We start from the raw sequence: 26,340 nt of genomic DNA, 5'->3' as shown, positions 1-26,340 counted from the left end.
GGCCCCCCAGGTCGGCGCCGCCGGTGGGCGGCCGTACAGGTACGGGGTCCCGGGGAATTCCGGGGTGATCGCTTCCGGAGTGGTCCGGGCGGACGGGCGGTGCGTGCTCACGAGGGTTCTCCTGGTTGGTGATACAGCAGGTCAGATGCGGTGGGCCGAGGCGCGCGGGACGAGGTGGAGGGAGTGCGCGGCCAGGACCAGGGCGGCGGCGCCGCAGGCGACGGCCTCGGCGGGGCCCGCCGGGAGCAGGGTCGGCAGCAGGGCTTGGGCGGCCACGGCGACGGCGAGGCCCGCGGCGGCGGTCCGCGGCGCGCCGTGCACGGCGAGCAGGCGGGCCGCGAACAGCAGCACGCCGACGGCCGAGCCGCGGAGCGAGCCGAGGACGGCGAGCAGGACGAGCAGGGTCGCGGCGTATCCGGCCAGGGCCGCGATCAGCCGTGGACGGACCGCGTCGGCGAAGTCGGCGAGGCCGTGGCTGGGGGCGAGTTGGGCACGGGCGCTCGACGCGAACCAGCGGGCCAGGGCTGTCGCCGGGAGCAGGGTCAGCGCGAGTACGGCGAGGGTCCCGGTGCCGACCGGGTCCGGGCCGCAGCGGGCCAGGGCGAGCAGCGCGACGACGCACATCGCCGCGGGCACGCGGGCCGCCGCGCGGCCGGGGACGCGTAACGGTCCCCGGCTCAGCGCCGGCCACGCGGTGCCGGCGAGCACCGCGACCGCGACGGCGCCCGGGGCGTGCAGGGCCGCGGCGAGGGTGCAGGCCGCGGCCGGCAGCAGGTGCAGGGCGAGGTCGCGGGGGCGCGGCCGCACGAAGGTGCGGGTCACGGGGGTGGGGGCGCTCCGCGGGGGTGTGCGGGGGACCCGGGCGAACAGTTCCTCTGCGAGGCCGAAGACGTCGCGGTGGCGCAGGCGTCGTGCGTCCACGTCCGTGACGCCCCGCGCCTCCAGGCCCGCGGCCACCTCCCACGGGTCGGCTGCGCCCGCGATCATCGCGTGGTGGTGGTGCATCACCCCGCGGACCGGGTCCGCGGGGCCCCTGCGCCGCGGCGCCCCCGGGGTCGGCGGGACGCCCCCTCCCTCCCGCTTCCCCTCCCCCGAGCGACCCGCCGGTGGGACGGCGCTCTCGCCGTCACGGCCCGCGGCCGCCGTGCGATCACCCGCCGGTGGCCGCTTGCTCGCCCGGTCCCCCGCGCCCCTACGGGGCCCGCCCATCGACGGCGAGCCACTCACGCCGTCACGGCTCACGGACCCTGCTCGGTCACCCTCCAGCGGCGAGACGCCCTCACCGCTACGGCTCGCTGTCCCCGTGCGATCAGCTGCCGGCGGGACGGCGCCCACGCCGTCACGAACCGCAGGACTCGCCTGGTCACCCGCGGGCGGCGGGGTGCGGGGGCCGTCGTTCGCAGGGGTCGGCGGGATACGCGGACGGGTGGGGAGTTGATAAATCGATTCGCCTGGGGATTGCAGAAGCGATTCGTCTCGGGGTGGCATGGGGGCTCCTAGCGGCACGGGGTGAGGGCTTCCGCGGGGGCGACGAAGGGTCGGGGGGCGCCTGTGGCGTCGTGGAGGGGCTCGCGGGGGACGGGGTGGCGGGCGACGACGGAGAGGTAGGCGTCGCGGAAGGCGTGCACGCAGGTGGTCACCGTGAAGAGCGCGAGCGCGCGCTCGCGTGCGGCGGCGCCGAGGCGGGTGGCCCGCTCAGGTCCGCGGAGGAGTTCGAGCGCCGCATCGGCGAGCGCGCGCGGGTTCCGCGGGGGCACGATCAGCCCGGTGCCGCCGATCACCTCGCGCACGGCGCCGACATCCGTGGAGACCGTCGGGCGACCGCAGAACATCGCCTCGACCAGGTTGAGCGGGAAACCCTCCGCACTGCTGCTGAGCAGCACCACGTCGCCCGCCGCGTAGGCGTCCGCGGGTTCGGGCGCGCCAGGAGACCCGATCTCCTCGAAGACGACCGGGCTCTCGCCGACGGCGTGCGGGTGGGCCGCCTCGTCGGGGAAGAGCTGCGCGGCCAGGCTCCGGCAGTGCCCGAGGTACCCGGCGCAGCGCTCGTCGGTGACGGGGGCGTGGAAGACCCGCAGCCGGGCCTGCGGCTCCTCCGCGCGTATCGCGTGGAAGGCGTGCAGCAGCGCGATCAGGTCCTTCGCGGGGTCGGCCCGCCCCACCCAGACGACCGTGGGCTCGGCCCGCACGGCGGGCCGCCGCGCCTCCTCCTCGGACTCCTCTCCCGCCCGGGCGAAGCGCCCTGCGTCGATGCCCGGGTGGACGGTGCGGATACGGTCGGTGGGCGCGCCGCACCGCTCCTGCCAGCGGCGCACATGGGTCGAGCCGGGGGTGACGAGCGCGGCCTGCCGGTAGGACTCGCCGGCCAGCAGCCGGTGGTAGTCCCCGAGCAGGACCCGTACCGCGGGGGTCAGCCCGGCCGCGCGGTGGGCCAGCAGCGCCTCCCGCACCCGCACGGTGTACTCGGTGACGATCAGCGGCGTACCGCAGAAGCGTTTGGCCAGCAGCCCGGGCAGTGTGGCGGGGCCACCGGAGACGGCGTGGCACACGTCGGCGGAGCCCAGCTCGCCGGGGCCGTACCAGGGCAGCGACAGCGGCCGCAGCTGGTGCTCCAGCAGCGCGGCCACCGCGAGGAGTTCGGTGACGCCGATGTCCCCGAGCAGGGGGCGTACGCCGGGTGCGTGGCAGGCCGCCTCCAGGGCGGTGAGGGCGTCCTCGCTCCGTATCAGCTCGGGCAGTCCGCCGTGCTCGGCGGCCAGTTCGGCGAGGCCGTACAGCCCCGCGGCGAACCGGTCGGCGCGGTCACGGCCGCGCGCCGGGCGGCCCCGGCCGGCACTGTCCGCGGCACCCGCGAGCGCGGCGGCCAGGTCCCCGAAGTGCCAGCGGAACGCGGCCCGCCTGGCCTTCCGTTCGGCCCGGCCACCGCCCCGCACCGGGGCCGGCGGCTCGCCCCACAGCCGCTCGGCCCTGACCCGCTTGACCGGCGGGGGCGGGTCCACCCGGCCCCCGGCCTCGGTCCGCGGCGATCTGCTGAGCGCGTACACATCGAATTCGTGGTGCGCGAGACCGCGCACCAGGCGGTCGCACCACGCACCTCCTTCACCTCGCGCATACGGGTAACCACCCTCGGTGAGTAGTGCGATGCGCACGAGTGCGCCCCCTCTCGGCGTGCCGGATGTACGGTCGCTGCCGGGTCGGGGTGCTGCGCGGTTCGATGACGCGGTGGCTGTGCCCGTCCGGCGCGAAGCACGCTATGCCGGGACAACGGTGCTTCGGTGGACGGTTGTCCGCGCTGCCACCAAAAGGGGTGAAGGGGCGTAACTTCCGCGCGCGGCCGCCGTTTACCCGGCTTGCGCGGCGCCGGCCGGGGCCGCGGCCAGGGGAACGGCTACGGGAACGGCCAGGGGTTGGGGGTGCAGGTCGGGCCGCCGTCGAGGGACAGGAACTTGGTCTGCTGCATCATCACCGGGGCGGGGGCGCCCTCGCGGGGGCAGCCGACGTGGTTGTGGCCGAGGCGGTGGCCGACCTCGTGGTTGACCAGCATCTGCCGGTAGGCGTGCATGCGGTCCGGGCCGTACGTCGCGGCGCCCTGGGCCCAGCGGTACGCGTTGATCATGGTGCGCGGGGTGGACGCGGCGTCGCAGGAAACGTTGTCGACCGTGGTGTCGAGGCCGGACTTGGCGCACCACTTGGCGGTGGTGCCGGGGCTGGCGAGGGTGACGACGATGTCGGCGGGGCCGGAGGAGACCCGTTCGAACGTCATCGTGCCGCCGTGACCCCAACTGCGCGCGTCGTTCAGGGTGGTGAAGACGGCGTCGGAGAAGAGCCGGGGGTCGAGGTCGAGCCCCTTCTCGACGTCGACCCGGAAGCGCATCACCTTGCCCTTGCCGGGGGCGGCCTGGTGGCCGGGCACGGTGGTGAAGGCGCCGGAGAGGCTGAGGTGCGGGTCGAGCGGATACTGCCTGGCCATCTGCTCGTCGTACGACGCCGGGCTCGCGGTCACGGGCGCCGCGGACGGGGTGGACGGCGCGGCGGAGGTCTCCTCCGCCGAGGGGCCGGAGTCGCCGCTGGGCGTGGCGTCCTCCTCGGTGCGGTGGCCGCGGTGCAGTTGGGTGCCGGCCAGCACCGCGATCGCGGCCAGCGCGGTGGCGGCGGCGACGGCGGTGAGCGCGCGGGTCCTGCCGCGTCCGGCGGCGCCGGACGCGGCGGGCGCCGCGGAGTCGTCCGTGCCGCTGCCGCCCTCGTCACCCGAGGCGGCGGAGCCGGGCGTCGGGTGCGACACGAGGCGCGGCGACGGCTGGTCGAAGGCGTCCACGAACTCCTGCCGGGGCCGCGGCATCACCCGCCCCACCTGGCCGTGCCGGGGAAGGGAGCCGTGTACGGCGGGCGAGCTGAGCGCGGACGCGGTGTCGTACGGCGCCCAGTCCTCGGCCCACTCCTCGACCGGGTCGAACGGCAGGTCGCGGCGGCCGGACCGGGCGGCCGACCAGGCACCGGGGGTGCCCCAGGCGTTGTGCTCGGGATGCTCGGGCCGGTCAGGCCGATCGGGGTCGCCGGGGCGGGAGCCGGACGAGTCGTCCGGGTCGTACGGCAGCGGCGGTTCGGCCGGGTCGCGCGGGCTCCACGGTTCGTCCGGACCGTCCGAGCCGTCCATGCCGTACGGGCTCAGCGGCGCGAAGTAGTCGCTGTCGTCGGCGGGGCCGCGGCGGCGGCGTCCGGTGCCGGGGGTGGCAGGGGGGATCGGGCCGCCGCTGACGAAACCACCGGAGTCGGGTATCCGCTGCTCCCAACGGTCCTGCTCCCAGCCGTCCTGTTCCCAGCGGTCCTGGCTGTCCCGGTCGTCCTGACCGTCTGTCGCGCTGTGCTTCCCCACGCCCTCGATCAGCTCCTGGTCGCCGCGTCGGTACTCGGACCCCTGCCCATGCCCGCACCCGCCAGGCCGCCGGGCTGCCGCGGGCCGCCGGCGTCGCGCCGTCGCGCGGCCACGTCGGACAGCAGGTCACGGAAGGCCCGGTCGACCAGCGCCGGGTACTCCATCATCGCCACGTGCCCGCTGCCGGGGATGAGCAGCAGCCGCCGGTCGCGGAAGGCGCGGGCCGCGTGACGCGCGGATCTCATCGACACCAGCTTGTCGCGCCCGCCGTAGACCAGCAAGGTCGGCGCGAGCACCCGCTCGGCCTGGCGCCACGGCGCGTGCTGCCCGCCGAGGGTGTAGGCGTCGGCGAGCCCGCGGATGGAGCGGACCATCGAGTCCCGGAAGTACGGCAGGTTCAACCGCCGTTCGTACTCGGCCGCGGCGTCCTCGCGGGCCTGCGCGTCGACCACGCCCGGGTCGCCGTAGCAGAGCGCCAGCAGGCCGGCGGTGCGGCGCTCCGGGCTCCAGTCCCGGGTCAGCCGGGTGAAGAGCCGGAGCACGCCGGGGACCGCGGTGAGCGTGGTGGGCCAGGCGGTGAGCTGCGGCGGGACCTCGGGGAGCGCGGGCGAGATCAGGGTGAGGGTGCGCACCAGGTCCGGGCGGGCCGCGGCGACCTTGACGGCGACCGCGCCGCCCATGGAGTTGCCGAACAGGTGGACCGGCCCGCGCCCGTCCGCTTCCAGCAGCCGGATCACGGCCCTGGCGTGCCCGGGGATCGAGTAGTTGCCGTCGTCCGGCGGCGGGGAATGGCCGAATCCCGGCAGGTCCGGGGCCTCCGCGCTGACCACGTCGGAGAGCCGGGCCATCAGCGCGGACCAGTTCTGCGAGGAGCCGCCGAGGCCGTGCACGCACAGCGCGGGTTCCGGTCCGCCGTCGGTACGTGACCGCACCACCAGGCTGAGCCCGGGCAGCCCCACGGTCCGCACCGTCTCGCCTGCCGCCAGATGCGGCCCCTCCGGTGGTACGGACGCCGGTGCTACGGCCGCGCGGGGAAGATCGGTCGAGGGCATGCGGCAATATTACGAGACGATCACGTCAACGGCCGAGTGTTCGCGGCCACATGCGGCCGGAAACGACAGGCGAGCGGCGGAAAGCCGCCATCCCGCACTGCACGGGCGCGCGCCTGCTCCTAGGCTCGAACGTGGCGGTATCGCGCGTTCCGGCACAAGGAGGGGCAATGTCCGACCAGACCGGCAGCACCAGTGGCAGCCCTAAGGGCGGCGCCGGGGGGCCGGCCGCCCGCGGCAGGCTCGCCGCACCGGACGAGTCCGACGGCACGGACGAGTGGGACGAGCGGGACGGGATCGGCGAGATGGACGAGGCGGAGGCCGCGGAAGCCGCCGAGGCCGCGCAGGAGGCGGCCGGCCTCGGCTTGGAGGAACCCGAGGCGGACACCGCGGAGCAGCGCGCCGAACTGCTCCAGCAGCGCGACGACCGGATCACCGCCCGCCCCGCCGACCAGGCCACCGAGGCCGACCCGGCGGACGTCGCAGAGCAGCACCGTACGGTCGCCCACGACGAGGACGACTACCGCTGACGGTGCCCCCACGCCCCGCGCCGGTGAACCGCCGCGGTGCGGGCGGGACCGGAGGGACCCGTCGGGACTTCCGTCCGCAGGTCCCAGGAAGTGAGAATGTCCGTCCGCACGGCGCACAGGGTCGTTACTGAAAAGTACGATGGCCATCGCGGTGTTCATTCGTACCTTCACCAGAACTGGGAGGCGGCGTGACAGCCATCGAGCAGACTCAGGCGGCACGGCCGCGTGGCACCCGCCTGCCCCGCAGGGCTCGGCGCGAGCAGCTGCTGGGCGCGGCCCAGGAGGTGTTCGTCGCGCAGGGTTACCACTCCGCGGCCATGGACGACATCGCCGAGCGGGCCGGGGTCAGCAAACCGGTGCTCTACCAGCACTTCCCCGGCAAACTCGAGCTCTACCTCGCGCTGCTCGACCAGCACTGCGAGTCGCTGCTCCACTCGGTGCGCACGGCGCTGGCGTCCACCACGGACAACAAGAAGCGCGTCGAAGCGACGATGGACGCGTACTTCGCCTACGTCGAGGGCGAGGGCGGCGCCTTCCGGCTGGTCTTCGAGTCCGACCTGACCAACGAACCCGCGGTGCGGGAGCGGGTCGACAAGGTCGCGCTCCAGTGCGCGGAGGCGATCAGCGAGGTCATCGCCGAGGACACCGGGCTGCCCACCGAGCAGTCCATGCTGCTCGCGGTCGGCCTCGGCGGCGTCTCCCAGGTGGTGGCCCGCTACTGGCTGGCCAGCGGCAGCGACGTGCCCCGCGACACCGCGGTCCAGTTGCTGACCTCGCTCGCCTGGCGCGGCATCGCCGGGTTCCCGCTGCACGGGGCCGAGGGCGAGCACCGGCCCGAGCAGGGCTCCGAGGACGCGCGCTGAACCTCGTTCCACCAGGTGCGGGGCCGGACCTTCGGGTCCGGCCCCGCACGTGCTCGTCGCGCACCGCCGCGGGCCTGTTCGCTCACGGCGTTTCCGCCGTGCCGGTACCGCCGGTCGGGCGGGGCTAGTCTTTGCTGCGTACGGCGCGATTCGACCGCGCACACCGCCCGACCATCGGAGGTATCCAAGCCGTGGAGGTCAAGATCGGCGTGCTGCACGCGCCGCGCGAGATCAACATCGAGAGCGCGCAGTCGGCGGCTGAGGTGGAAGCCGCCGTCGCCGAGGCGCTGTCCGGCACCAGCAAGCTGCTGAGCCTGGTGGACGAGCACGGACGCAAGGTCCTGATCCCCGCCGACCGCCTTGCCTACGTGGAGATCGGCGAGCCCGCCACCCGCCGCGTCGGCTTCGGCGCCGCGCTCTGACCGCGCCCCGCCGCAGGCCCTGAAGCCGCGCCCCCACCGGGGGGCGCGGCTTCTGCGTTCCCGCGGCCGGCGGGCGGGCGGTCAGCGTGGAGCCGAGGGATCATCCCGGGCGGGCACGACGCCGTCCCACGGGACGAAGGTCGCGAGGTCCACGGTGTGTTCCGCACCGGTCCCCCACCGCACGTGGACCACGGTGCCCGAGACGTCGAGGTGGACGGCGTCCGTGACGTCGACGGGACCGGACCGCGCGAGGGCGTGCAGGGCGACGAGGACGGTGGCCGGACCGTCGGCCGTGGCGGTGAGCACGGGAACGGCGGAGTAGGGCCCCACCGCGTTCGTGTCGCGCTCGGCGTGCGTACCAGCGGCGCTCCAGCCGTAGAGCCCGGCGGCCGTCGCGGCGAGGCCGTCCGCACGGACGACGACGGCGGTGCGCTCCCCCGCGGCCGGGTACGACTCGACCGGCGACCCGTCCGCGACGGCCCAGCCGCCCTCGCGCACCGGGCGCGGCCCCGGGGTCCGGACGAGATGGGCCCGCAGTTCGAGGTCCGCGTCGAGGATGCTGACGCTCACGACGGAGCAGCCGGGGAGCAGGCGGCCGCCGATCTGCGGCAGGTGGACCGACCCGGCGACGGGACCGTCGACCCGCATCGCCCGGATCACCCCGCGGTGGCTGGCCCGACCGTCCGCGTCGAGCAGCGCGAGGTGCCCGTCGACGTTCCCGTCCCATCCCCCGGCGGTGCCGGGCGCGGTGTGGCTGGAGTAGCCGAGCTTCGCGTAGTGCGGGTCGTCCGGGTCCGCCCGGGTCGGCTCGACAGGGATCTCGCAGTGGTCGCTGCCGTGGTTGGCCAGCCGGACGATTCCGTCCCGCTGCGTCGTCAGGAGCCAGCCGAGCGACGGCATGACCCTCGTCCCAGACGCGGTCTCGGTCGGCTGCGGTTCCTCGACCGCGGTCCACACCGGCGCGTCGCGGTCGATCGCCAGCCCGAGGAATCCGATGCCCGCCAGGTACGGCGACCCGAAGCCGCTGTAGGTCTGCGCGACCGGTTCGTACGGGCGGTACCACCCGAGGTCCAGCGGCCGGTCGATGCCGACACCGGCGCCGGCGAACCGGGCGAGCACCCCGGACGCCAGCCGTCGCGTCGCGCCCGGGGTCAGCGGGTTGACCCCGGAGATCTCCGCGCACCACAGGGCCGCGAGCGCGGCGGTCCGGTAGGTGAGCGAGCGACCCACGTGCAGCATCGAGCCGTCCGGGGCGACGGTGTCCGCCCACGACTCCACGAAGGCGCCCAGGCGTTCGAGGTGGCGCGCGCCGTCCGGCGTCGCGGTCCGGCCGGTCATCCGGTACCAGGCCCACAGGTACGGGTGGATCGCCCACGCGTTGTAGTAGTCGATCGCGTGCTCGGGCCCGTCGGTGTACCAGCCCTGTTCGAGGTACCACGACTCGACGCGGCGGACGTTGCGCTCGCCGGTGCACGCGGAGGTGTCCGCGCCGACCGACCGCAGGAACCCCTCGGCCATCGCCGGGAACAGCTGCCAGTTGTTGTGCCAGACCTCCAGCCGGGCGTGGTGGCGCAGCCAGTCGGCGATGCGGAGCTGCTCGGGCCGCGTGAGGCGTTCCCAGAGCCGCTCCCGGCTGATGTGGAGTCCGAAGGCGATGTTCGCGGCCTCCACGATCGAGTTCGTGACACCGGTGACCGGGGCCCGGCAGGTGACGCCGAGCGGCCAGGACTCCGCGCCGTCCGGGTCGGTTCCCGCCAGCAGCGCGCGGGCGTACCGCTCGGTGAGCGCCTCGGCCTCGCCGCCCGGGGCGCCGGCGATGAGCGGGGCGGCCAGCAGGAAGGACCGGCCGACCGTCTCCATGCCCTCGCGGCGCTCGCCGTCGCCGGTGACGCGTCCGGGCAGCCGCGGCAGGGCGCCGCCAGGGCTGTCGAAGGGTTCGATCCGCTGGAGCCAGCGCCGGCCGACGGCGTCCCAGTGCGCGCGCGTCCACCCGGTCAGGGGCGAGCCGGCCTCGTCAGGTGCCGGAAGCACGAAGGTGTCGGGTGCGGTGCCGGTCATGCGTCCGCCACCTCCGCCCGCGTGCTCGCCACCGCGCCGGCTCCCTCGTGAGTCGTCGGGCTCGCCTCCGCGCTCGCCGCGTTGCCAGCCGCCGCCCTCGCCGGCCCGGCCGCGCGGACGGCGCCCGACGCGATGTCGACGCTCCACCGGTCGACCCAGTCCAGCCGCGCCTGCCCGTCGCCGATGCGGATCGGCATCCAGACGGGCAGCGAGCGTTCGAGACGGTCCGGACGCCAGCGGTCGCCGATGTACACGTACGTCGTGTGCTCGGTGCCCGCGATCGTGGCGATCGTGCTGATCTGGGAGTCGTACGTCGCGGACCCGGCCGGGGCGAACCGCCGCCACGGCGACCACGGCCCGGCGAGCGCGGGCGCCGTCGCGTACCGGTTGTCGTTGGTCGCCCACCCGGTGAGGTCCGAGCCGAACAGGTAGTACGTACCGCCGACGCGGACGAGCGCGGGCGACTCGTAGCCGTGGTCACCGCGCTCGCCGAGCGTGGTGGCGACGAGGGCGTCGACGGCGAGCAGGTCCTCGGTGAGCCGGTAGAGGTGCAATCCGCGCTCCCGGTCCTCGGAGAGCAGGTAGCCGGTGTCCTCCTCCATGTACACGCCGATGTCGCGGCTCGCATTCCCCAACGGCCTTACGCTGCCGTGGTATTCGTACGGCCCGATCGGGTCGCTGCTGCTGGCGAATCCGACCCGCGCGTCCGCGTAGTCGGCGGAGTCCACGTGGACGAGGAGGACGTACCGCCCGGTGCGCGGGTGCCGCAGCACCTTCGGGCGTTCGACGACGCGGCCAGGGGCGAGGTCGCCGTGGCCGGGCTCGAGGGAGGTCCCCTCGTGGCGCCATGTGGCGAGGTCGGCGGAGGAGTAGCAGGCGATCCCCGCGAACGTCCCGCCGGCGCGCTTGTCCTCGCCCCAGGCGAAGAACCGGTCGCCGATCCGCAGGATGCCGACGCCGTGCAGCTGGGCGAACCGCCCGTGCTGGTCGAGGAAAGGCCGGGCGGTCTCGATGACGGCGCCGCCCGCCGTCCCGCGCGGGTCCCCCGTCATCGCGCGGTCCGTGCCACGCGGAGGGCATGTCCGCGGCCGGACGGCGACGGCGGCACGGCGGGCGACGGCCGGTCGGGGCAGGGGGCAGTGGTGGTGTCGGTCATGGTGGTGACCCTCCGGGTCATGCCTGGATGACGGCTCGCTCGAAGGCGATCGGGTCGGTGAACGCGCCGGTCGCGCTGAACGCGAGCGCCTCGCGGACGGCGTTGCCCGCCAGCCGGCGCAGCTCGTTCCCCAGCGATCCGGCGATGTGCGGGGTGATGAACGTGTTCGGTGTGGAGCGCAACCGGGCACCGGCCGGGAGCAGTTCCGGCTCGGTGACGTCGAGGACGGCGGTGAGGTCGCCCCGGTCGAGGCGGTCGGCGAGCGCGTCCTGGTCGACCAGCGCCCCGCGGGCGGTGTTCACCAGCGTCGCGCCCGGGCGCATCCGCTCGATGGCCGTCCGGTCCAGCATGCCGACGGTCTCCGGCAGCAGCGGCGCGTGCAGCGAGACGACGTCGCTCACCGCGCACAGCTCGCCGAGTTCCATGAGCGCGACCCCGAGCCGGGCCGCCTCGGCCTCGCCGACGGTCGGATCGCTCAGTACGACGCGGACGTCGTACCCGCGCAGCCGCTCGATCACAGCGCGGCCGACGCGGGAGGCGCCGACCACCCCGACCGTGATCCCGTACATGCCGACGGTCGGCCAGGATTCCTCGACGTCGACCGGGGCTCCGCCGGCCCGCCGCAGCGCGTCCGCGGCGCCGAGCGCCCGCTTCGCGGCGAGCACGATCACGGCGACCGTGAACTCCGCGACGGGCACCGCGTTGGCGGTGGCGCTCGACGTGATCGCGATGCCGCGCTGCCACACCGCGTCGTCGACCACGGGCCGGAGCGAACCGGCGGAGTGGACCACGGCGCGCAGCCGCGGCATCCGGTCCAGGCGCGCCGGGTCGAGAACGGGCGTGCCCCAGCCGGTCACGAGCACCTCGACCTCGGCGAGGCAGGCGGCGTCCGCCCCGCCGGCGTCGAGGTCGAGCGGCTGGTCGGCGAGCACCCGGACCGTGCTCGCGGCGTGCAGCGCGGCCACGTCGCCGGGGTCGAAGACCCGGGCGAAGGTCTCCTCCGGCATCGCGAACGCGACCGCGACGGCGCGCACCGCATCGACGTGCGGTGGCCCCATGGTGTTGGTGTGCGACGTCATCTTGTCGGTCGACTCCCCTCCGGAGAACAGCGACTCACAGCTCAGCCCGGAGTGATGTTCGAAGTCAAGGAGAAGGTTGCAAGTGATCAGGAATCGCACATCCGCCGGACCGACTGCCGCACGCTCAGCGTCGGCGCCAGCGTCATGTGCCGCCGGGCGAACCCCAACTCGGCGGCCGTGGAGAGCCGTTCGAAACACATCGTCGCGGCGAACCGGCCGACGTCGTGCTTCGGCGGCGCGACGGCGGTCAGAGGCACCGCGGCGAAGGCGGCGACCTCGTCGTCGTAGGCCACCACGGACAGGTCGCCGGGTATGGCGACGCCCATCTCCAGCACGGTCTTCACGAACTCCACCGCGTACTGGTCGGAGTGCACGAACACCGCGGTGGTGCCGGCTCCCAGACATCGCTTCACGTAGCGCCGGGTCGCCGCCCCCACGGCGTTCATCTCGTCGATCACCTCGACCGGAGCGTCCGTGCGCAGGCCGAGTTGCCGGACGGCGCGGTCGTACCCGATCTGCAGTTGGGGAGAGGTCGGGGTGTCGAACATCGCCACGCCGACCGAGCGGTGCCCAAGGTCGGCGAGGTGCCGGATGGCGATCGCGGCACCGGCGGCATGGTCGCTGCGGACGGACTCCAAGGTGGCGGCCCCGCTCGGGGCTTCGGTGACGGCCCGTTCGACGACGACCACGGGCATCGTCGCCTCGCCGAGCAGTTCCAGCGTCCCGAACGCGTCGGCGATCGTCGTCGTGACCAGCAGCCCGTCGATCTCGCTGGACATGAACCGCTTGATCTGCTGCCGTTCCAGGGCCTTGTCGTACTGGGAGATGCCGAGCACGACACGTCCGCCGAGGGCGTCGGTGCGCTCGGCGACACCGGCGACGATCTTCGGGAAGTAGTAACCGGGGTCGGGAACGACGAGCCCGAGGGTGAACAGCGCGTTGTTCGGCTCCCCCGGCGCGGAGCGCGGCGCCGGCCGGTGCGGGACGCCCGCGGTCGGGTAGGTCTCCACCGACACGGCGCCGCCGTGCACGCGCCGCAGGACCCCGCGCTCGGCGAGTTCGCCGAGATCGCGCCGGACGGTCATCGCCGAGATGCCTTCGCGTGCGGCGAAGTCGGTGGCGGACAGGCTGCCGTGGATGCGCAACTCGGCCAGGATGCGCTCCTGACGCTGACTCGGGTGCATCGTCGCTCCCTATGTGCGTTTCATGTGCGGATGAATAATCGCTCTTGACTCTCATCATATGAGCACTTAGAGATATCGCAGTGTTCGAACGCCGCACCGTGCTCGCTGCCGAGCCGGCTCCCGGACACCTGGACCACCCGAGGCAAAGGAGCCGCATGAGCGCGAAGTTGGTCGCCCCCGCAGCGACCCGCACCGACCGCCACGGTCGTGCGCTAGTCGACCGCCGAGTCCCGTTCCTCGCCCGGCTACGGCGGGACTATCCGCTGCTGATCATGGTGACGCCGGCAGTGGTCCTGCTGCTGCTCTTCGTCTACCTGCCGCTGTTCGGCAACGTGATCGCGTTCATGGACTACCAGCCGTACATCCCGATCTCGCAGAGCCCCTGGATCGGCTTCCAGAACTTCCAAGTGCTCTTCTCCGACCCGGCGTTCTGGCGGTCGGTGGTGAACACGCTGGAGATCACGCTGATGCAGCTGGTGCTCTTCTTCCCGGTCCCGATCGCGCTCGCGCTGCTCATCCACTCGCTGGTCTGGCCGTGGCTGCGCGTACTGGTGCAGTCGGTGCTCTACCTGCCGCACTTCCTGTCGTGGGTGATCGTCGTCGGGTTCTTCCAGGAGTCCCTGGGATCTGGCGGCGTGGTCAACCACATGCTGCGCCAGGCCAACGAGTCGACGATCACCGTCATGAGCGACCCGTCGACCTTCAAGCTGCTCCTCACCTCGCAGCTCATCTGGAAGGACGCCGGCTGGGGCACGATCATCTTCCTCGCCGCGCTCGCCGCCGTCGACGACTCGCTCTACGAGGCGGCGGCGATCGACGGTTCGGGGGCGTGGAGCCGCTTCTGGCACGTCACGCTGCCCGGCATCCGGCCGATCATCGTGCTGCTGCTGATTCTCCGGCTCGGCGAGTCGCTGTCCGTCGGGTTCGAGCAGATCATCCTGCAGCGGAACGCGGTCGGCGCGCACGCGGCCGAAGTGCTCGACACATACGTCTATTACCACGGCGTCGTCGACGGCAACTGGGGTGTCGGCATCGCCGTCGGGCTCATCAAGGGCGTGGTCGGATTCGTGCTGATCCTCGGGGCGAACAAGGCTTCCCACATGCTCGGAGAACAAGGGGTGTATTCGCGATCATGAGCACTGTCCGCCGTCCGGTCTGGGCCGGAAAACCCAAGCCCGTCGTGCTGGCGCTCAAATGCGTCGCCGTTGTGGTCCTCCTCGCCGTCATCCTCTTCCCGTTCCTGATCGTCTTCTCGACGAGCGTGTCCAGCAACGACGACATCACCGCCGCGGGCGGCTATGTCGTCTGGCCGAAGTCGTTCAACCTGTCGGCGTACTCGCAGATCCTGACCGGCGGCATCGTGACCCGGGCGATCGTGGTGACCGCGCTGGTCACGCTCATCGGCACGGCGATCAGCGTCAGTTCGACCGTGCTCGCCGCATGGGCGCTGAGCCGTCCCGGATCGCTGTTCCAGCGGCCGCTGCTGACCTTCGTGCTCGTCACGTTCCTGTTCACGCCCGGCCTCATCCCGCTCTACCTCGTGGTCAAGCAACTCGGCCTGGTCAACAACTACTGGGCACTGATCCTGCCGTCGGCATTCAGCGTCTTCAACCTGGTCGTCGTGCGCGGATTCATGATGGGAATACCGAAGGAACTCATCGACAGCGCGAAGATGGACGGCGCCGGCGAATGGCGCGTGCTGTGGAAAATCGTCCTCCCGCTGTCCCGCGCGGTCATCGCCGTGGTGACCCTCTTCTACGCGGTCGGCTACTGGAACGCGTTCTTCAACGCCCTTCTCTACATCAACGACTCGACGAAGTGGACGCTGCAACTCGTGCTCCGAACCTATGTGTTGCAGGGGTCCTCGCTCGTCTCCGGTGTCGGTGACACCACCATCCACCCCGCCGCGCAGTCCGTGCAGATGGCGGTCGTGATGATCGCGATCGCCCCGATCGCCCTCGCCTACCCGTTCGTCCAGCGGCACCTCACCAAGGGTGTGCTCACCGGGGCCGTCAAGGGCTGAGCCGCCGCAACCACCAGACATCGAAGCCCGCTTCGAAGGAGAAGCCCGATGAACCAGCCCACCGGATCGATCAGCCGCCGCAAGCTCCTCGGGGGCGCCGCATTCGGGCTCCTCGCCCTCGGCACGGGCGGCGCGCTGTCCGCCTGCTCGTCCAGCGACGCCGCGAGCATGAACAAGCTCTCCGGGACGCTCTCCCCACTGCCGACGTACGTACCGGTGGCCAAGGGCCCCAAGGCCGACCTCGCCGGGAACTCGATCGTGCAGCCGGTCTACTACGCGTCCCCGACGGAGAGCGAGCTCTTCCAGTCCGTCACGGGCCCGATAGGCGACGGCAGTTCGACCACCGGATTCGTCGTGACCTACGACGCGCCGCCCCCGGCGAACAACACCTTCCTGAGCTACGTCGACAAGCTGGCGAACACGAAGTTCGACCTGACCTTCGTGCCGGGCGACTCCTTCGCGGAGAAGTTCGCGACCATGATCGCCGGCAACGGCCTGCCGCAGATGGTCGAGTTCCTGACGTTCGCGATGCCGCCGCGCTACCCGCAGATCCTCGCCTCGCAGTTCCAGGACCTCTCCGAGTTCCTCTCCGGCGACCACATCAAGCAGTACCCGAACCTCGCGAACATCCCGACCCCGTCGTGGGTCAGCGCCCGGATCAACGGCAAGATCTACGGAGTCCCCGAACACCGGCCGCCCTTCGGCAGCATCCTCGTCTGCCGTCCGGACGTGATCAAGAAGCTCACCGGCCAGGAGCCCGCGCCGAAGAACGAGGACGACTTCACCGAGCTGTGCAAATCCGTGACGGACGCGAAGGCGAACCGGTACGCCATCTGCGGGCAGGGCGGCGCGAACGGCGTCGACTGGGGATACGACATCATCGGCGCCATGTTCGGGGTGCCGAACGGCTGGGAGCGCACCGGCGGGAAGTTCGTCAACAAGTACGAGACCGAGGAGTGGGTGCGCGCCGTCAGCTACATCAGGAAGCTGAACGCGGCCGGCTACTACCACCCCGACACGCCGAGCCTGCAGAACGCGCAGGCAAAGACGTACATCGCCAACGGCACCGTCCTGATGCACATGGATGGCATCTCCGCCCTCCTCGACACCACGCTGCCGAACGGCGTCGTGACCGGCGCGGTCGTCCCCTTCGGCGCCGACGGCGGCAAGGGCGCCAACTACCAGGGTTCGTCGAGCTTCTCCTTCACCGCGCTGAAGAAGGCCGGCGCGTCGAAGATCAAGGAGCAGCTCCGCATCCTCAACTACCTTGCCGCGCCCTTCGGTTCGAAGGAGACGTTCGACCTCACACACGGCAAACAGGGCGTCCACTACACGGGTTCCGGTGCCGACGCCGCGCTGACCAAGGCCGGCGACACGATGGTCAACGCCAGCGCGCTGTACCGCCTCGCCGCCGGCCCGCAGGTGCTCAACCTCGCGATCCGCAGGGACGAGCAGCTCCGGCGCTCGCACGAGTGGCAGGTCGCGACGCAGCACATGCTGGTCCAGAGCCCCGTGACCGGGCTGTACTCGGCCACCGCGTCGCAGTCCGCGTCCGCCGAGTCGGCGGTCCTGGACGCCATGAACGACTACATCCTGGGCCGCGCGAACCTGTCCAAGGTGCGCGGCGCCGTCAGGACCTGGACCTCCAGCGTCGGCAACACCATTCGCGCCGAGTACGAGAAGGCGTACGAGAAGCAGCACGCCTGACCTGAAGCGTCAGCAGTGCCGTCCAGTCGATCACCAAGGGACCCGCACCCGTGCATACCAGCGACACCTCTTTCCGTTCCCTTCTCACTCCGGAAGTCCGCGCCGCAGTACGCGTCGGGACCTGGTCCCCGGCCCCGCCGGTCCAGGACCGCGCCGCGTGGGCGGCCGTGGACGAGCGCGACCGGCGCGCTCTCGGCGACGGGCTGCTGCGTTGGCGGGAGAAGGCCGCCCGCGAGCAGCACAGTCTGACCAGGTGGGCCGCGTACAGCCGGACCGGTGACAGGCAACCCCAGGAGCGCGCCGAACACGCGCTCTGCGGCCTGGTGGCGTCCACCGCCCTGTTGCTCGGCGTCACGGGTGACGCCGAACTGGTGCCAGAACTCGCCGACGGGGTCTGGCGGTTGTGCGAGCTCAGCGCATGGTGCCTGCCCTCCCACTACGCACTGCCGGAGTCCGGCGAGCGCCCGTTCCTGCCGATCCCCGGACGGGACGTCCTCGATCTCGCGGACGCGTCGATCGGGGCCATGCTGGCCGGGATCGACGCCATCGCGGGCGAGCGCCTCGAACGGGACTACCCGGGCATCCGTGCCCGCGTGCACCACGAGATCCGCCGCCGCGTCCTGGACCCCTGGGAGAAGGAGGTCTACTTCTGGCACGGCGTCGACGGACCGCCGAACAACTGGGCGCCATGGATCGTGTCGAACGTCCTGGTCTGCGCCGCCGTCGTGGAGACCGACCGGGACCGGCTCGTCGCCACGATCGACCGCGCACTGGTCATCCTCGACCGCTTCCGCGCAGGCTACGACGACGACGGAAGCTGCGACGAAGGCGCCACCTACTGGTGGTGGGCCGGCGCCACCCTGTTCGAAGCCCTCGACCTTCTGGCGGAGTTGACGGCGGGAGCGCTCGACGGCTTCCCGGTCCGGCCCGTCCCGCAGATGGCCCGCTTCCCGATGGCCATGCAGATCGGCACCGGCTCGCAGGTCAACTACTCCGACGGCTCGGCCGCGATGCCGGAGAACGCGAACTGGCACCTGCTCGCCCGCTTCGGCACCCGCGTCGGTGACGACCAGGTCGTCCGGCACGCGCGGTGGATGGGCCGCGCGCATGCGCTGCGCTTCGACGGTCAACTCGCGCCCCTGTTCCGGCGCACGCTCGCCGCGCTCCGCGCCCCGGGCTGGACGGACGGGGAGGCGGCGGCCGGCATGCCCGCGGCGCTCTACCTGCCCGGCACCGAGGTCGCGGTGGCCCGCGAACGCGCCGGGGACGTCTCGGGCCTGTTCGTCGCCGCCAAGGGCGGGCACAACGACGTCAGCCACAACCACAACGACGTCGGCGGCGTCATCGTCTCGCTGGACGGCGCGCCGGTCCTCATCGACGTCGGGGTCGGCGTGTACCGGCGCGAGACCTTCGAGCCGGCGACCCGGTACACGATCTGGACCATGCGGAGCGGATGGCACAACGTCCCGCTGCCCAACGGGGTGGAACAGCGGCACGGGGTGGAGTACCACGCCACGGACACCGCCTTCGACGACGACGGGACCACCACGGGGCTGGAGATGGACCTCACCGCCGCATATCCGGACGTCAGCCGTCTCGAGCGCTGCGCGCGCACGGTGCGGCTCGACCGCCGGGACCCGGCCGTCGAACTCCGTGACTCGTGGGCCTTCACCGCAACCGGAACCATGACCCTCGTGCTGATGACCGCGTTCGAACCGAGGCCGGAGGCAGGGGGATTGCGCGTCGGCGACGCTCGACTGGCGTTCGACACCGACCGGTTCGACGCTTCCGTCGAGCCCGTCGACCTCGACGACGCCAAGCTCGCCAAGGTGTGGAACGGGCGGGTGTACCGCACCCGGCTGGTGCAGCGCGCGGCCGCGCCGGCCGGCGGGCACGTGCTCCGGGTGACCCGCGCCGGCGCCGGCTGATTCTCATTCACCGAGTGTTCCGGATTTACCGACAGGTCCGAATCAATCGGCGGCACGGATTCGGAACTCCGGCGACCTGCGCCGGGCATGTGCGAGATATGTTCTCTTCGGACGCGGCCCTTGCCCGGCGGATTCACGAAAGCGCATCATAAAAAACAACGTCGTTTTCGTCGTTTTCAAGGGAGAGAACGCATGACGGAGTCGAATAAGATCAGCCGGAGAACCGCCCTCGGTCTTGGACTGGCCACGGCGGCATCCGGCACGTTTCTCGCCGGGCCGGCGGCCGCCGCGACCGGGGGCGGCCACCACGGCCACGGGCACGGGCACGGCGGTGCGAAGCCGAAAATCACCGCGGCTTTCACTCCGGACACCACCACGGTGCTGCGGAACCCGCTCGACGGCTGGGCCCTCTACGCCAACACCTCGTTCCCCTCGGACTACTGGACGCAGTACGACGCGGTGCCGATCGAGGGGTCGACCGAAACCGCCAAGGTGACCGACTACGCGTCCGTGTACTACATGCGGGTCGCCTGGTCCCTGCTGGAGCCGTCCGAGGGCGTGTACGCGTGGCAGTCGGACACGCCGATCAAGCTCGCCATCGACGAGGCCCGCGCCCGCGGCCTGCGACTGGCCTTCCGCATCGTGGTCGACAGCCGCGACAAGTCGTACAACTTCACGCCGGACTACGTGCGCGACTCCGGCGCCCAGGGGTACGAGACGCAGACCGGCAGCACGACGGTGTGGTCGCCGTACCCGGACGACCCGGTGTTCCAGGAGAAGTTCGCGGCGTTCATCCAGGGATTCGCGGCGGAGTTCGGCGACCCGGCGGTCACGGATTTCATCGACGGGTACGGCCTCGGGAAATGGGGAGAGGGGCACTCGGTCGAGTACCTGGACGCGTCGAACCGCGAGCCGGTGCTCAGGTGGATAGTCGACCTGTACTCCACCGCCTTCCCTTCGGTGGCCCTCGCGATCAATTACCACCGGCTCATCGGAACCGGAATGGATTGGGGCGACCCGGATCCCGACAGCGAGCGGCTGCTCGACATCGCATTCGACCGCGGATACGTGCTGCGTCACGACGCGTTCGGCATGACCACGTATTACAGCGACTGGGAGAAGGCCATCGCCGCGAAATGGCGGTACAAGCGGCCGATCATCATGGAGGGCGGGTGGGTCACCGGCTCCATGAACTACAGCGTGGACCCGCGGGGTTATCAGACCGTCGCCGACGTGCGAAAGGGGGAATTCGACGACTCCGCGGAGGCACACGTGAACATGATGGACTTCCGGGTCGGCGAGTGCCTGACGTGGTTCGCGGACGCCTATCCCCTGGTGCAGCAGTTCGACGGCGGCGGCGGATACCGGCTCTACCCGACGCAGGTCGTCGCGCCGAGCACCGTCTCCGCCGCCGGGACCGCCGACTTCACGCACACGTGGGACAACCTCGGCTGGGGCTACCTGCCGAACAACATCCCGGCGTGGAACCAGCGGTACAAGGTCGCGATCGCGCTGCTCGCGTCCGACGGCGCCGCGGCGAAGGTCTTCGTGGACGCGAACAGCGACCCGTCGACCTGGCTCAACGGCAGCCCGACGTCGTACACGTTCAAGTCGACGACGCTCGGGGTCGTGAAGGGCTCCTACAGGTGGGGCGTCGCCATCGTCGACACGACGAAGGGCAGCGCCCCCGGTATCGAGCTCGCCGCCCAGGGCACCACCACCAACGGCTGGCTCGTCGTGGGTGACGTCCAGGTCGTGTGAGAACCCGGCTGGAGGGCACGTTCGCGACCCGGGTGCGCCCTCCGGCCGCCAACTCCCCTGCCGCTCGGACCGATCCGGTGCCGCGGCGTCTGGTGCGGCGGTCAACTGGTCGCTGAGATGTTCGATCCCGCAGCAGACGGGTGAGAGGCGCTTTGCTTCGGTGGACGGCGGGGTAGGAGTGGTACGGACCGGTCCCGTTCCGTACGTGCCACCGGAGGGATTTCACGATGCTGTGGGAAGCCGTCGTCTTCGCCGCCCTCGGGCTGCTGGCCGCCTGGACGGCGAGCCGGATGTTCCCGCTCCGGCTCCCCGCCTCTCTCCTGGTCCTGGCCACCGGCCCGGTCGCCTCGCTCGTCGGCGGGCTCGTCACCTACAGCATCGTCGGCGGCCACCACCCCGAAGCCACCTTCCCCGCCGCCCTCCTCACCGCCGCGGCCCTCCTCAGCGTGCTCGCCCGCCCGCCCCGCCGCGGTCGCCACGCGAAGATCCTGAGCCCCTGACCCTCCTCCTCCCCGAGCAGGACGGGGCACCCGGGGGGTCAGGGGCACCGACTACGCCGCAAGCCCCAGCGAAGCCATCCGCTTGGTGTGCGCCTCCGTGATCCGCGAGAACATCCGCCCCACCTCCGCGAGGTCGAACCCGTCGGCGACCCCGCCCACCAGCATCGTGGAGAGCGCGTCGCGATCCGCGACCACCCGCTGCGCCTGCGACAGCGCCTCCCCCATCAGCCGCCGCGCCCACAGCGCGAGCCGCCCCCCGACCCTCGGCTCCGCCTCGATCGCCGCGCGCACCTTCTCCACCGCGAAAGTGGCATGCCCGGTGTCGTCGAGAACCGCGAGCACGAGCGTGCGGGTGTCGGAGTCCAGCCGGGCGGCGACTTCACGGTAGAAGTCGGACGCGATCGAGTCGCCCACGTACGCCTTGACCAGGCCCTCCAACCAGTCCGACGGCGCGGTCTGGCGGTGGAAGCCGTCGAGCGCCGCGGCGAACGGCGCCATCGCCTCGTGCGGCGCCTCGCCGATCTCCGCGAGCCGGTCCCGCAACTGCTCGAAGTGGTGGAACTCGGCGGACGCCATCGCGGCCAGCTCCGCCTTGTCCTCCAGCGTCGGCGCGAGCTTCGCGTCCTCCGCGAGCCGTTCGAACGCCGCGAGCTCGCCGTACGCCAGAGCGCCGAGCAGGTCGACGACCGCGGCGCGGTACTGCGGCTGCGCGGACGCCGCGGCCCAGTCCTGGGCCGCGATGCCGGTAACGGTCGGCTGGTGGTCGGTGGGCGTCTCAGCAGGCGTGTCCATGCTGGGCACAATAGCCAAGTCCACGGCCGCGGACGCCCCCGGTGACGGCTTCACCCGCCCTGTCGTGGCCGCCCCGGTACGCCGCCCGGCGGTGACCGCCGAGAGGCCGCCGTGACCCGATGACGTCCCGAACGAAACATTTGATCGGGTGCAGCTACGTGTTTCCGGGGTAGAGTGGTAATGGACCCGTCGACAGTCGGACTGGCATCGACCTACGACGGGCCACGTGTGCAACACCTGGATGCCCGGTCGGTGGCCCGATCGGCTCCGAACCGACCGCCTTCCCGTCATCGGGAGGGGCCCACTCGCGGCTTGAGCGAGGGCAGCGGTCCCGCGCCTAAACGGCCGACCTATGGCCGTACGACACCTCTGCGCGGTCAGTGACCGGTTCGTCGCACCCGACGTGCCGGCTTGCTCGACCCCCTCGCCGCCAGTGCCGCGTCTCACAGAAGAGGCAACATCCTGACCACCACGACTTTTCGCAGCCTTGGAATTCTCGACGAGACCGCCGAAGCCCTCGAGGCCGTCGGCATCATCACCCCCTTCCCGATCCAGGAGATGACGCTCCCGGTCGCCCTCGCGGGCAACGACGTCATCGGCCAGGCCAAGACCGGCACCGGCAAGACGCTCGGTTTCGGCCTGCCCCTGCTGGAGCGGGTCACCGTCGCCGCCGACGTCGAGGCCGGCCGCGCCACGCCCGAGCAGCTCACCGACGCGCCGCAGGCGCTCGTCGTCGTCCCCACCCGCGAACTGTGCCAGCAGGTCACCAACGACCTGCTCACCGCCGGCAAGGTCCGCGCGGTGCGAGTCACCGCGATCTACGGCGGGCGGGCGTACGAACCGCAGGTCGAGGCGCTGAAGAAGGGCGTCGACGTGATCGTCGGCACCCCCGGCCGCCTGCTCGACCTGTCCGGCCAGAAGAAGCTGAACCTCAAGCACGTCCGCGCCCTCGTCCTCGACGAGGCCGACGAGATGCTGGACCTCGGCTTCCTCCCCGACGTCGAGAAGATCATGGCCATGCTGCCCGCGCGGCGCCAGACCATGCTCTTCTCCGCGACCATGCCCGGCGCCGTGATCAGCCTGGCCCGGCGCTACATGTCGCAGCCGACCCACATCCGCGCCACCGCGCCCGACGACCACGGCGCGACCGTGGCCAACACCACGCAGCACGTCTTCCGCGCGCACTCCCTGGACAAGCCGGAGCTGGTCTCCCGCATCCTCCAGGCCGAGGGCCGCGGCCTGGCGATGATCTTCTGCCGCACCAAGCGGACCGCGGCCGATGTCGCCGAGCAACTGGAGAAGCGCGGGTTCGCCTCCGGCGCGGTGCACGGCGACCTCGGTCAGGGCGCCCGTGAGCAGGCGCTGCGCGCGTTCCGCAACGGCAAGGTGGACGTCCTCGTCTGCACCGATGTCGCCGCACGCGGTATCGACGTCGAAGGCGTCACCCACGTGATCAACTACCAGACGCCGGAAGACGAGAAGACGTACCTGCACCGGATCGGCCGCACCGGCCGGGCCGGCGCCTCCGGCACCGCGATCACCCTGGTCGACTGGGACGACATCCCGCGCTGGCAGCTCATCAACAAGGCGCTGGAGCTGACCTTCAACGACCCGGAGGAGACCTACTCCACGTCTCCGCACCTCTACGAGCTGCTCGGGATTCCCGCGGGCACCAAGGGGATACTGCCTCGGGCCGAGCGGACCCGTGCCGGGCTCGACGCGGAAGTGGTCGAGGACCTCGGCGAGACCGGTGGCCGCGGCCGCCGCCCCGCCGGCCGTGACCGCACTCCCGCGGCCCCGGTCGAGGAGCGCGCGCCCCGCACCCGTACCCCGCGGCAGCGCCGCCGCACCCGCGGTGGCTCCGCCGTCACCGGCGAGACCGTGATCGCCGCCGCCACCGAGGCCGTCCCCGTCGCCATCCCGACGACGACCGACGCCCCGGACACCGACGAGCCGCGCAAGCCCCGCCGGCGCCGCACCCGCAGCCGCGCAGCCGCCGCCACCGCGATCTCCCCGGACGCCCCCGAGCAGACCGCCCCCGCGGACGCCACCCCGCCCACGGAGGAACCCGTCAAGGTTCCCCGCCGTCGCACCCGCAAGGCCCCCACCGCCTGACCCCCGGGTTCCCCCGCGCCCCTGGATTACTGCGGCCCTTCCTGCGCCAAGCAGGAAGGGAGCCGCACATACAGAGGGCGCGTGGGGGTACTCCCCTGGCTCCGCCGGGGTACCCCCACCCAGGCGAAGCTCAGGCGAAGCTCAGGCGAAGCTCTGGGGGAGAACGGTGCGACAAGCCACCCACTCACCGCGAGGTCCCGGAGCCAACAGAACGGGTCACCCCCGGGAGGGTCAAAGCCACCCACCCACCGGCAAGGTCCCGGGAACCGCAAACAGGGGCACTCGGGGGGGTCACGCCCCCACCAACCGCAACGTCTTGGACATGTGAGCCGCGTAATCTCACTGCATGAGCCGACCGAGCACCCTTGAGCTGCCGACGAACGTGGTCTCGCGCCAGATGAAAACCTCGCGGGGATCGTTCGCGGTGCTGGACGGCGCCCCCGCCAAGGGGGCGGAAAGACGTGGACATGTCCTCCTGATCCCGGGCTTCACCGGAAGCAAGGAAGACTTCCTCGACCTGATCACGCCGTTGACGGCCGCGGGATTCCACGCCGTCTCGGTGGACGGCCGCGGGCAGTTCGAGTCGGCCGGCCCGAGAGACGAGAAGGCGTACGCCCGGAGCGAGTTGGCGGCGGACGTCCAGGCGCAGGCGGTGGCCGTGGCCGAGGCGTACGGCACGGACGCGCCCCTGCATGTGCTGGGCCACTCGCTGGGCGGCCACATCGTACGGGCCGCCCTGCTCTCCGACCGCTCCGTGCCGTACGCCTCGCTGGCGCTGGTGAGTTCGGGTCCGGCCGCGATCGAGGCGAACCAGCAGGTGCGGACGCAGTTGCTGATCGACCATCTGCCGACGATGGACATGGAGACCGCCTGGCAGGCGATGCGGGCGATGGACGCCGGGGCGGAGGCGGACAGCGCCGGGGACGCGGAGGGGCGCACCCCGACGTGGCTGGAGGACTTCCTGCACCGCCGCTGGTTGGGCACCGTACCCGAGCAACTACTTTCCACCGCCCGGCAGTTGATGTCCGAAACCGATCGAGTGGCGGAGTTGGCGGCGCTGCCGCTCCCTAAACTCGTACTCTCCGGCGAGGTGGACTACGCCTGGCCGGTGCCGTGGCTGGACGAGATGGCGGTACGCCTCGGCGCGCGGCGCGTCGTGATCAAGGACGCCGGACACTCGCCCAACGCGGAGCGGCCCACCGAGACCGCGGCAGCGTTGGTTGCCTTCTGGAAGGACGTCGAGGGGCAGCAGAAGGACTCCCTCACCAGCAAGTAGTCAAGGTCGGAAAGTTTTTCGTTAGCCTAGGGAATGTTTTGAAGGGGGTGTTCGTTGACCACACATGTAACGCGCGACGAAGGGAGAAGCCCCATGCGCTTTGAGATCATGCGACTCGACGACGTCAACGGTGAGGCCGTGGACAGCACCGTCGTGGACGCCAACGCTGTCGACAGGATCGTGCAGCAGGCCGCCGCTCTCGGCCAGCGCATCTACATCCGCCCCGCGGACTGATCGCAGGCCCACGCAACGGCGCCCCGTACCGAATGGATGTACGGGGCGCTTTCGTCCGTCCGGGGCCGGACGCCTGGTCCCGTCCGGGACCGGAGGGTCAGCCCTCGCCGTGGATGAAGCCGAAGATGCCGTTCGCCACCGACTGCACGGCGATCGCGGACAGCAGCATGCCCGACAGCCGGGTCACCAGCACCACCCCGCCCTCCTTGATCAGCCGGATGATCGCCAGCGAGTACCTCATGGTCAGCCACAGGACCGCGTGCATCGCCACGATCGCCACCCACACCGAGAGCTGCTGCCCGAAGCCGTTCGCGTGCTGCACCGCGAGGATCACCGTCACGATCGCCCCCGGACCGGCCAGCAGCGGCATGCCCAGCGGCACCAGCGCCACGTTCACGTCCTTCGTCTGCGTCGGCTCGTCCGCCTTGCCCGTCAGCAGGTCCAGCGCGATCAGCAGCAACAGCAGTCCGCCGGCCACCCGCAGGGCGGGCACCGACACATGCAGGTAGTCCAGGATCTGCTGGCCGCAGATGCCGAACACGGCGATCACCCCGAGCGCCACGGACGCGGCCTGCCACGCCATCCGCCGCTGCACCTTCGTCGCGCGCCCCGACGTCAGCGCCAGGAAGATCGGCGTGATTCCGGGCGGGTCCATGATCACGAACAGGGTGAAGAACACGGACCCGAACAAGGTGATGTCAAACATGCGGAAGGCTTTCTGAACGTACGAGCGCGCCCCGAAAGGGGGGCGCTGAGGGTGGGGGTGTCTCCCGGCGAAGCCGGCGGGAGG

General features: G+C 71.9%; 22 protein-coding genes. 12 read left to right on the top strand and 10 right to left on the bottom strand.

Features of this window, described 5'->3' with window-relative positions; translation table 11 throughout:
• Positions 1-141: 141 nt before the first annotated feature.
• The 4 genes from OG370_RS27915 to OG370_RS27900 form a co-directional block, all read right to left on the bottom strand.
• Positions 142-987 (bottom strand): hypothetical protein, encoded by an 846-nt coding sequence (locus OG370_RS27915; RefSeq protein WP_328468963.1) that lies wholly within the window; start codon positions 985-987, stop codon positions 142-144.
• 509 nt (positions 988-1,496) lie between these two features.
• On the bottom strand, positions 1,497-3,149 hold the full coding sequence (locus OG370_RS27910) for a DUF3492 domain-containing protein (protein ID WP_328468961.1): 1,653 nt from the start codon (positions 3,147-3,149) through the stop codon (positions 1,497-1,499).
• A gap of 239 nt (positions 3,150-3,388) precedes the next feature.
• Positions 3,389-4,873: a DUF3152 domain-containing protein gene (locus OG370_RS27905; RefSeq protein ID WP_328468959.1), complete on the bottom strand. Its 1,485-nt coding sequence runs from the start codon at positions 4,871-4,873 to the stop codon at positions 3,389-3,391.
• An 8-nt stretch (positions 4,874-4,881) separates the two neighbouring features.
• A complete protein-coding gene (locus tag OG370_RS27900) occupies positions 4,882-5,925 on the bottom strand; it encodes an alpha/beta fold hydrolase (RefSeq protein ID WP_328468957.1) in 1,044 nt (347 codons plus the stop codon).
• Positions 5,926-6,092: 167 nt separating this feature from the next.
• On the opposite strand from OG370_RS27900, the gene OG370_RS27895 reads away from it, so the two are divergent.
• From OG370_RS27895 to OG370_RS27885, 3 genes are all read left to right on the top strand, one after another.
• A complete protein-coding gene (locus OG370_RS27895; protein WP_328468955.1) occupies positions 6,093-6,452 on the top strand; it encodes a hypothetical protein in 360 nt (119 codons plus the stop codon).
• Positions 6,453-6,640: 188 nt separating this feature from the next.
• Positions 6,641-7,315, top strand: coding sequence for a TetR/AcrR family transcriptional regulator (locus tag OG370_RS27890; protein WP_328468953.1), 675 nt, complete (start codon positions 6,641-6,643; stop codon positions 7,313-7,315).
• 191 nt (positions 7,316-7,506) lie between these two features.
• Complete coding sequence (locus tag OG370_RS27885) at positions 7,507-7,737, top strand: DUF3107 domain-containing protein (RefSeq protein WP_328468951.1); 231 nt, start codon at positions 7,507-7,509, stop codon at positions 7,735-7,737.
• A gap of 81 nt (positions 7,738-7,818) precedes the next feature.
• Here OG370_RS27885 and OG370_RS27880 read toward each other — a convergent pair whose 3' ends face one another.
• The 4 genes from OG370_RS27880 to OG370_RS27865 all read right to left on the bottom strand — a co-directional run bounded on the left by OG370_RS27880 (position 7,819) and on the right by OG370_RS27865 (position 13,214).
• Positions 7,819-9,795 (bottom strand): DUF2264 domain-containing protein, encoded by a 1,977-nt coding sequence (locus OG370_RS27880; RefSeq protein WP_328468949.1) that lies wholly within the window; start codon positions 9,793-9,795, stop codon positions 7,819-7,821.
• A complete protein-coding gene (locus tag OG370_RS27875) occupies positions 9,792-10,847 on the bottom strand; it encodes a family 43 glycosylhydrolase (RefSeq protein ID WP_328468947.1) in 1,056 nt (351 codons plus the stop codon). Before OG370_RS27875 ends, OG370_RS27880 begins: the two co-directional genes overlap by 4 nt.
• A gap of 121 nt (positions 10,848-10,968) precedes the next feature.
• Positions 10,969-12,030, bottom strand: a complete 1,062-nt coding sequence (locus OG370_RS27870; RefSeq protein WP_328468945.1) for a hydroxyacid dehydrogenase — start codon at positions 12,028-12,030, stop codon at positions 10,969-10,971.
• Positions 12,031-12,116: 86 nt separating this feature from the next.
• Positions 12,117-13,214 carry a LacI family DNA-binding transcriptional regulator gene (locus tag OG370_RS27865; RefSeq protein ID WP_328468943.1) on the bottom strand — a complete coding sequence of 366 codons (1,098 nt, stop codon included), beginning with the start codon at positions 13,212-13,214 and terminating at the stop codon, positions 12,117-12,119.
• Between the two features lie 155 nt (positions 13,215-13,369).
• Here OG370_RS27865 and OG370_RS27860 point away from each other — a divergent pair, with 155 nt between their 5' ends.
• The 6 genes from OG370_RS27860 (at position 13,370) to OG370_RS27835 (ending at position 21,133) form a co-directional block, all read left to right on the top strand.
• A complete protein-coding gene (locus OG370_RS27860; RefSeq protein ID WP_328468941.1) occupies positions 13,370-14,350 on the top strand; it encodes an ABC transporter permease in 981 nt (326 codons plus the stop codon).
• Positions 14,347-15,237, top strand: coding sequence for a carbohydrate ABC transporter permease (locus OG370_RS27855; protein ID WP_328468939.1), 891 nt, complete (start codon positions 14,347-14,349; stop codon positions 15,235-15,237). The genes OG370_RS27860 and OG370_RS27855 overlap by 4 nt, the downstream gene beginning before the upstream one ends.
• 48 nt (positions 15,238-15,285) lie before the next feature.
• On the top strand, positions 15,286-16,944 hold the full coding sequence (locus tag OG370_RS27850) for an extracellular solute-binding protein (protein ID WP_328468937.1): 1,659 nt from the start codon (positions 15,286-15,288) through the stop codon (positions 16,942-16,944).
• A gap of 50 nt (positions 16,945-16,994) precedes the next feature.
• Positions 16,995-18,872 (top strand): heparinase II/III family protein, encoded by a 1,878-nt coding sequence (locus OG370_RS27845; RefSeq protein WP_328468935.1) that lies wholly within the window; start codon positions 16,995-16,997, stop codon positions 18,870-18,872.
• Positions 18,873-19,064: 192 nt separating this feature from the next.
• Positions 19,065-20,633, top strand: coding sequence for a DUF4832 domain-containing protein (locus tag OG370_RS27840; protein ID WP_328468933.1), 1,569 nt, complete (start codon positions 19,065-19,067; stop codon positions 20,631-20,633).
• A 227-nt stretch (positions 20,634-20,860) separates the two neighbouring features.
• The gene (locus OG370_RS27835; RefSeq protein WP_328468931.1) at positions 20,861-21,133 is read left to right on the top strand and encodes a hypothetical protein; all 273 of its coding nucleotides are present in this window, start codon (positions 20,861-20,863) and stop codon (positions 21,131-21,133) included.
• A 51-nt stretch (positions 21,134-21,184) separates the two neighbouring features.
• Here the strand turns inward: OG370_RS27835 and OG370_RS27830 are convergent, their stop codons facing one another.
• Positions 21,185-21,925 (bottom strand): ferritin-like fold-containing protein, encoded by a 741-nt coding sequence (locus tag OG370_RS27830; RefSeq protein ID WP_328468929.1) that lies wholly within the window; start codon positions 21,923-21,925, stop codon positions 21,185-21,187.
• Between the two features lie 411 nt (positions 21,926-22,336).
• Between OG370_RS27830 and OG370_RS27825 the strand changes: the two genes are divergently transcribed.
• The 3 genes from OG370_RS27825 to OG370_RS27815 all read left to right on the top strand — a co-directional run bounded on the left by OG370_RS27825 (position 22,337) and on the right by OG370_RS27815 (position 25,550).
• A complete protein-coding gene (locus OG370_RS27825; RefSeq protein ID WP_443060757.1) occupies positions 22,337-24,040 on the top strand; it encodes a DEAD/DEAH box helicase in 1,704 nt (567 codons plus the stop codon).
• Between the two features lie 346 nt (positions 24,041-24,386).
• Positions 24,387-25,316 (top strand): alpha/beta fold hydrolase, encoded by a 930-nt coding sequence (locus OG370_RS27820; RefSeq protein ID WP_328468927.1) that lies wholly within the window; start codon positions 24,387-24,389, stop codon positions 25,314-25,316.
• A 93-nt stretch (positions 25,317-25,409) separates the two neighbouring features.
• Positions 25,410-25,550: a hypothetical protein gene (locus OG370_RS27815; RefSeq protein ID WP_200823142.1), complete on the top strand. Its 141-nt coding sequence runs from the start codon at positions 25,410-25,412 to the stop codon at positions 25,548-25,550.
• 97 nt (positions 25,551-25,647) lie between these two features.
• Here the strand turns inward: OG370_RS27815 and OG370_RS27810 are convergent, their stop codons facing one another.
• Positions 25,648-26,256, bottom strand: coding sequence for a MarC family protein (locus tag OG370_RS27810; RefSeq protein ID WP_328468924.1), 609 nt, complete (start codon positions 26,254-26,256; stop codon positions 25,648-25,650).
• Positions 26,257-26,340 lie beyond the last annotated feature (84 nt).

This window comes from Streptomyces sp. NBC_00448 (assembly GCF_036014115.1).
In the GTDB taxonomy this organism is placed as follows: domain Bacteria; phylum Actinomycetota; class Actinomycetes; order Streptomycetales; family Streptomycetaceae; genus Actinacidiphila.
The sequence above is the reverse complement of the archived record's forward strand: the minus strand, read 5'-3'. Positions and strand labels throughout refer to the sequence as shown.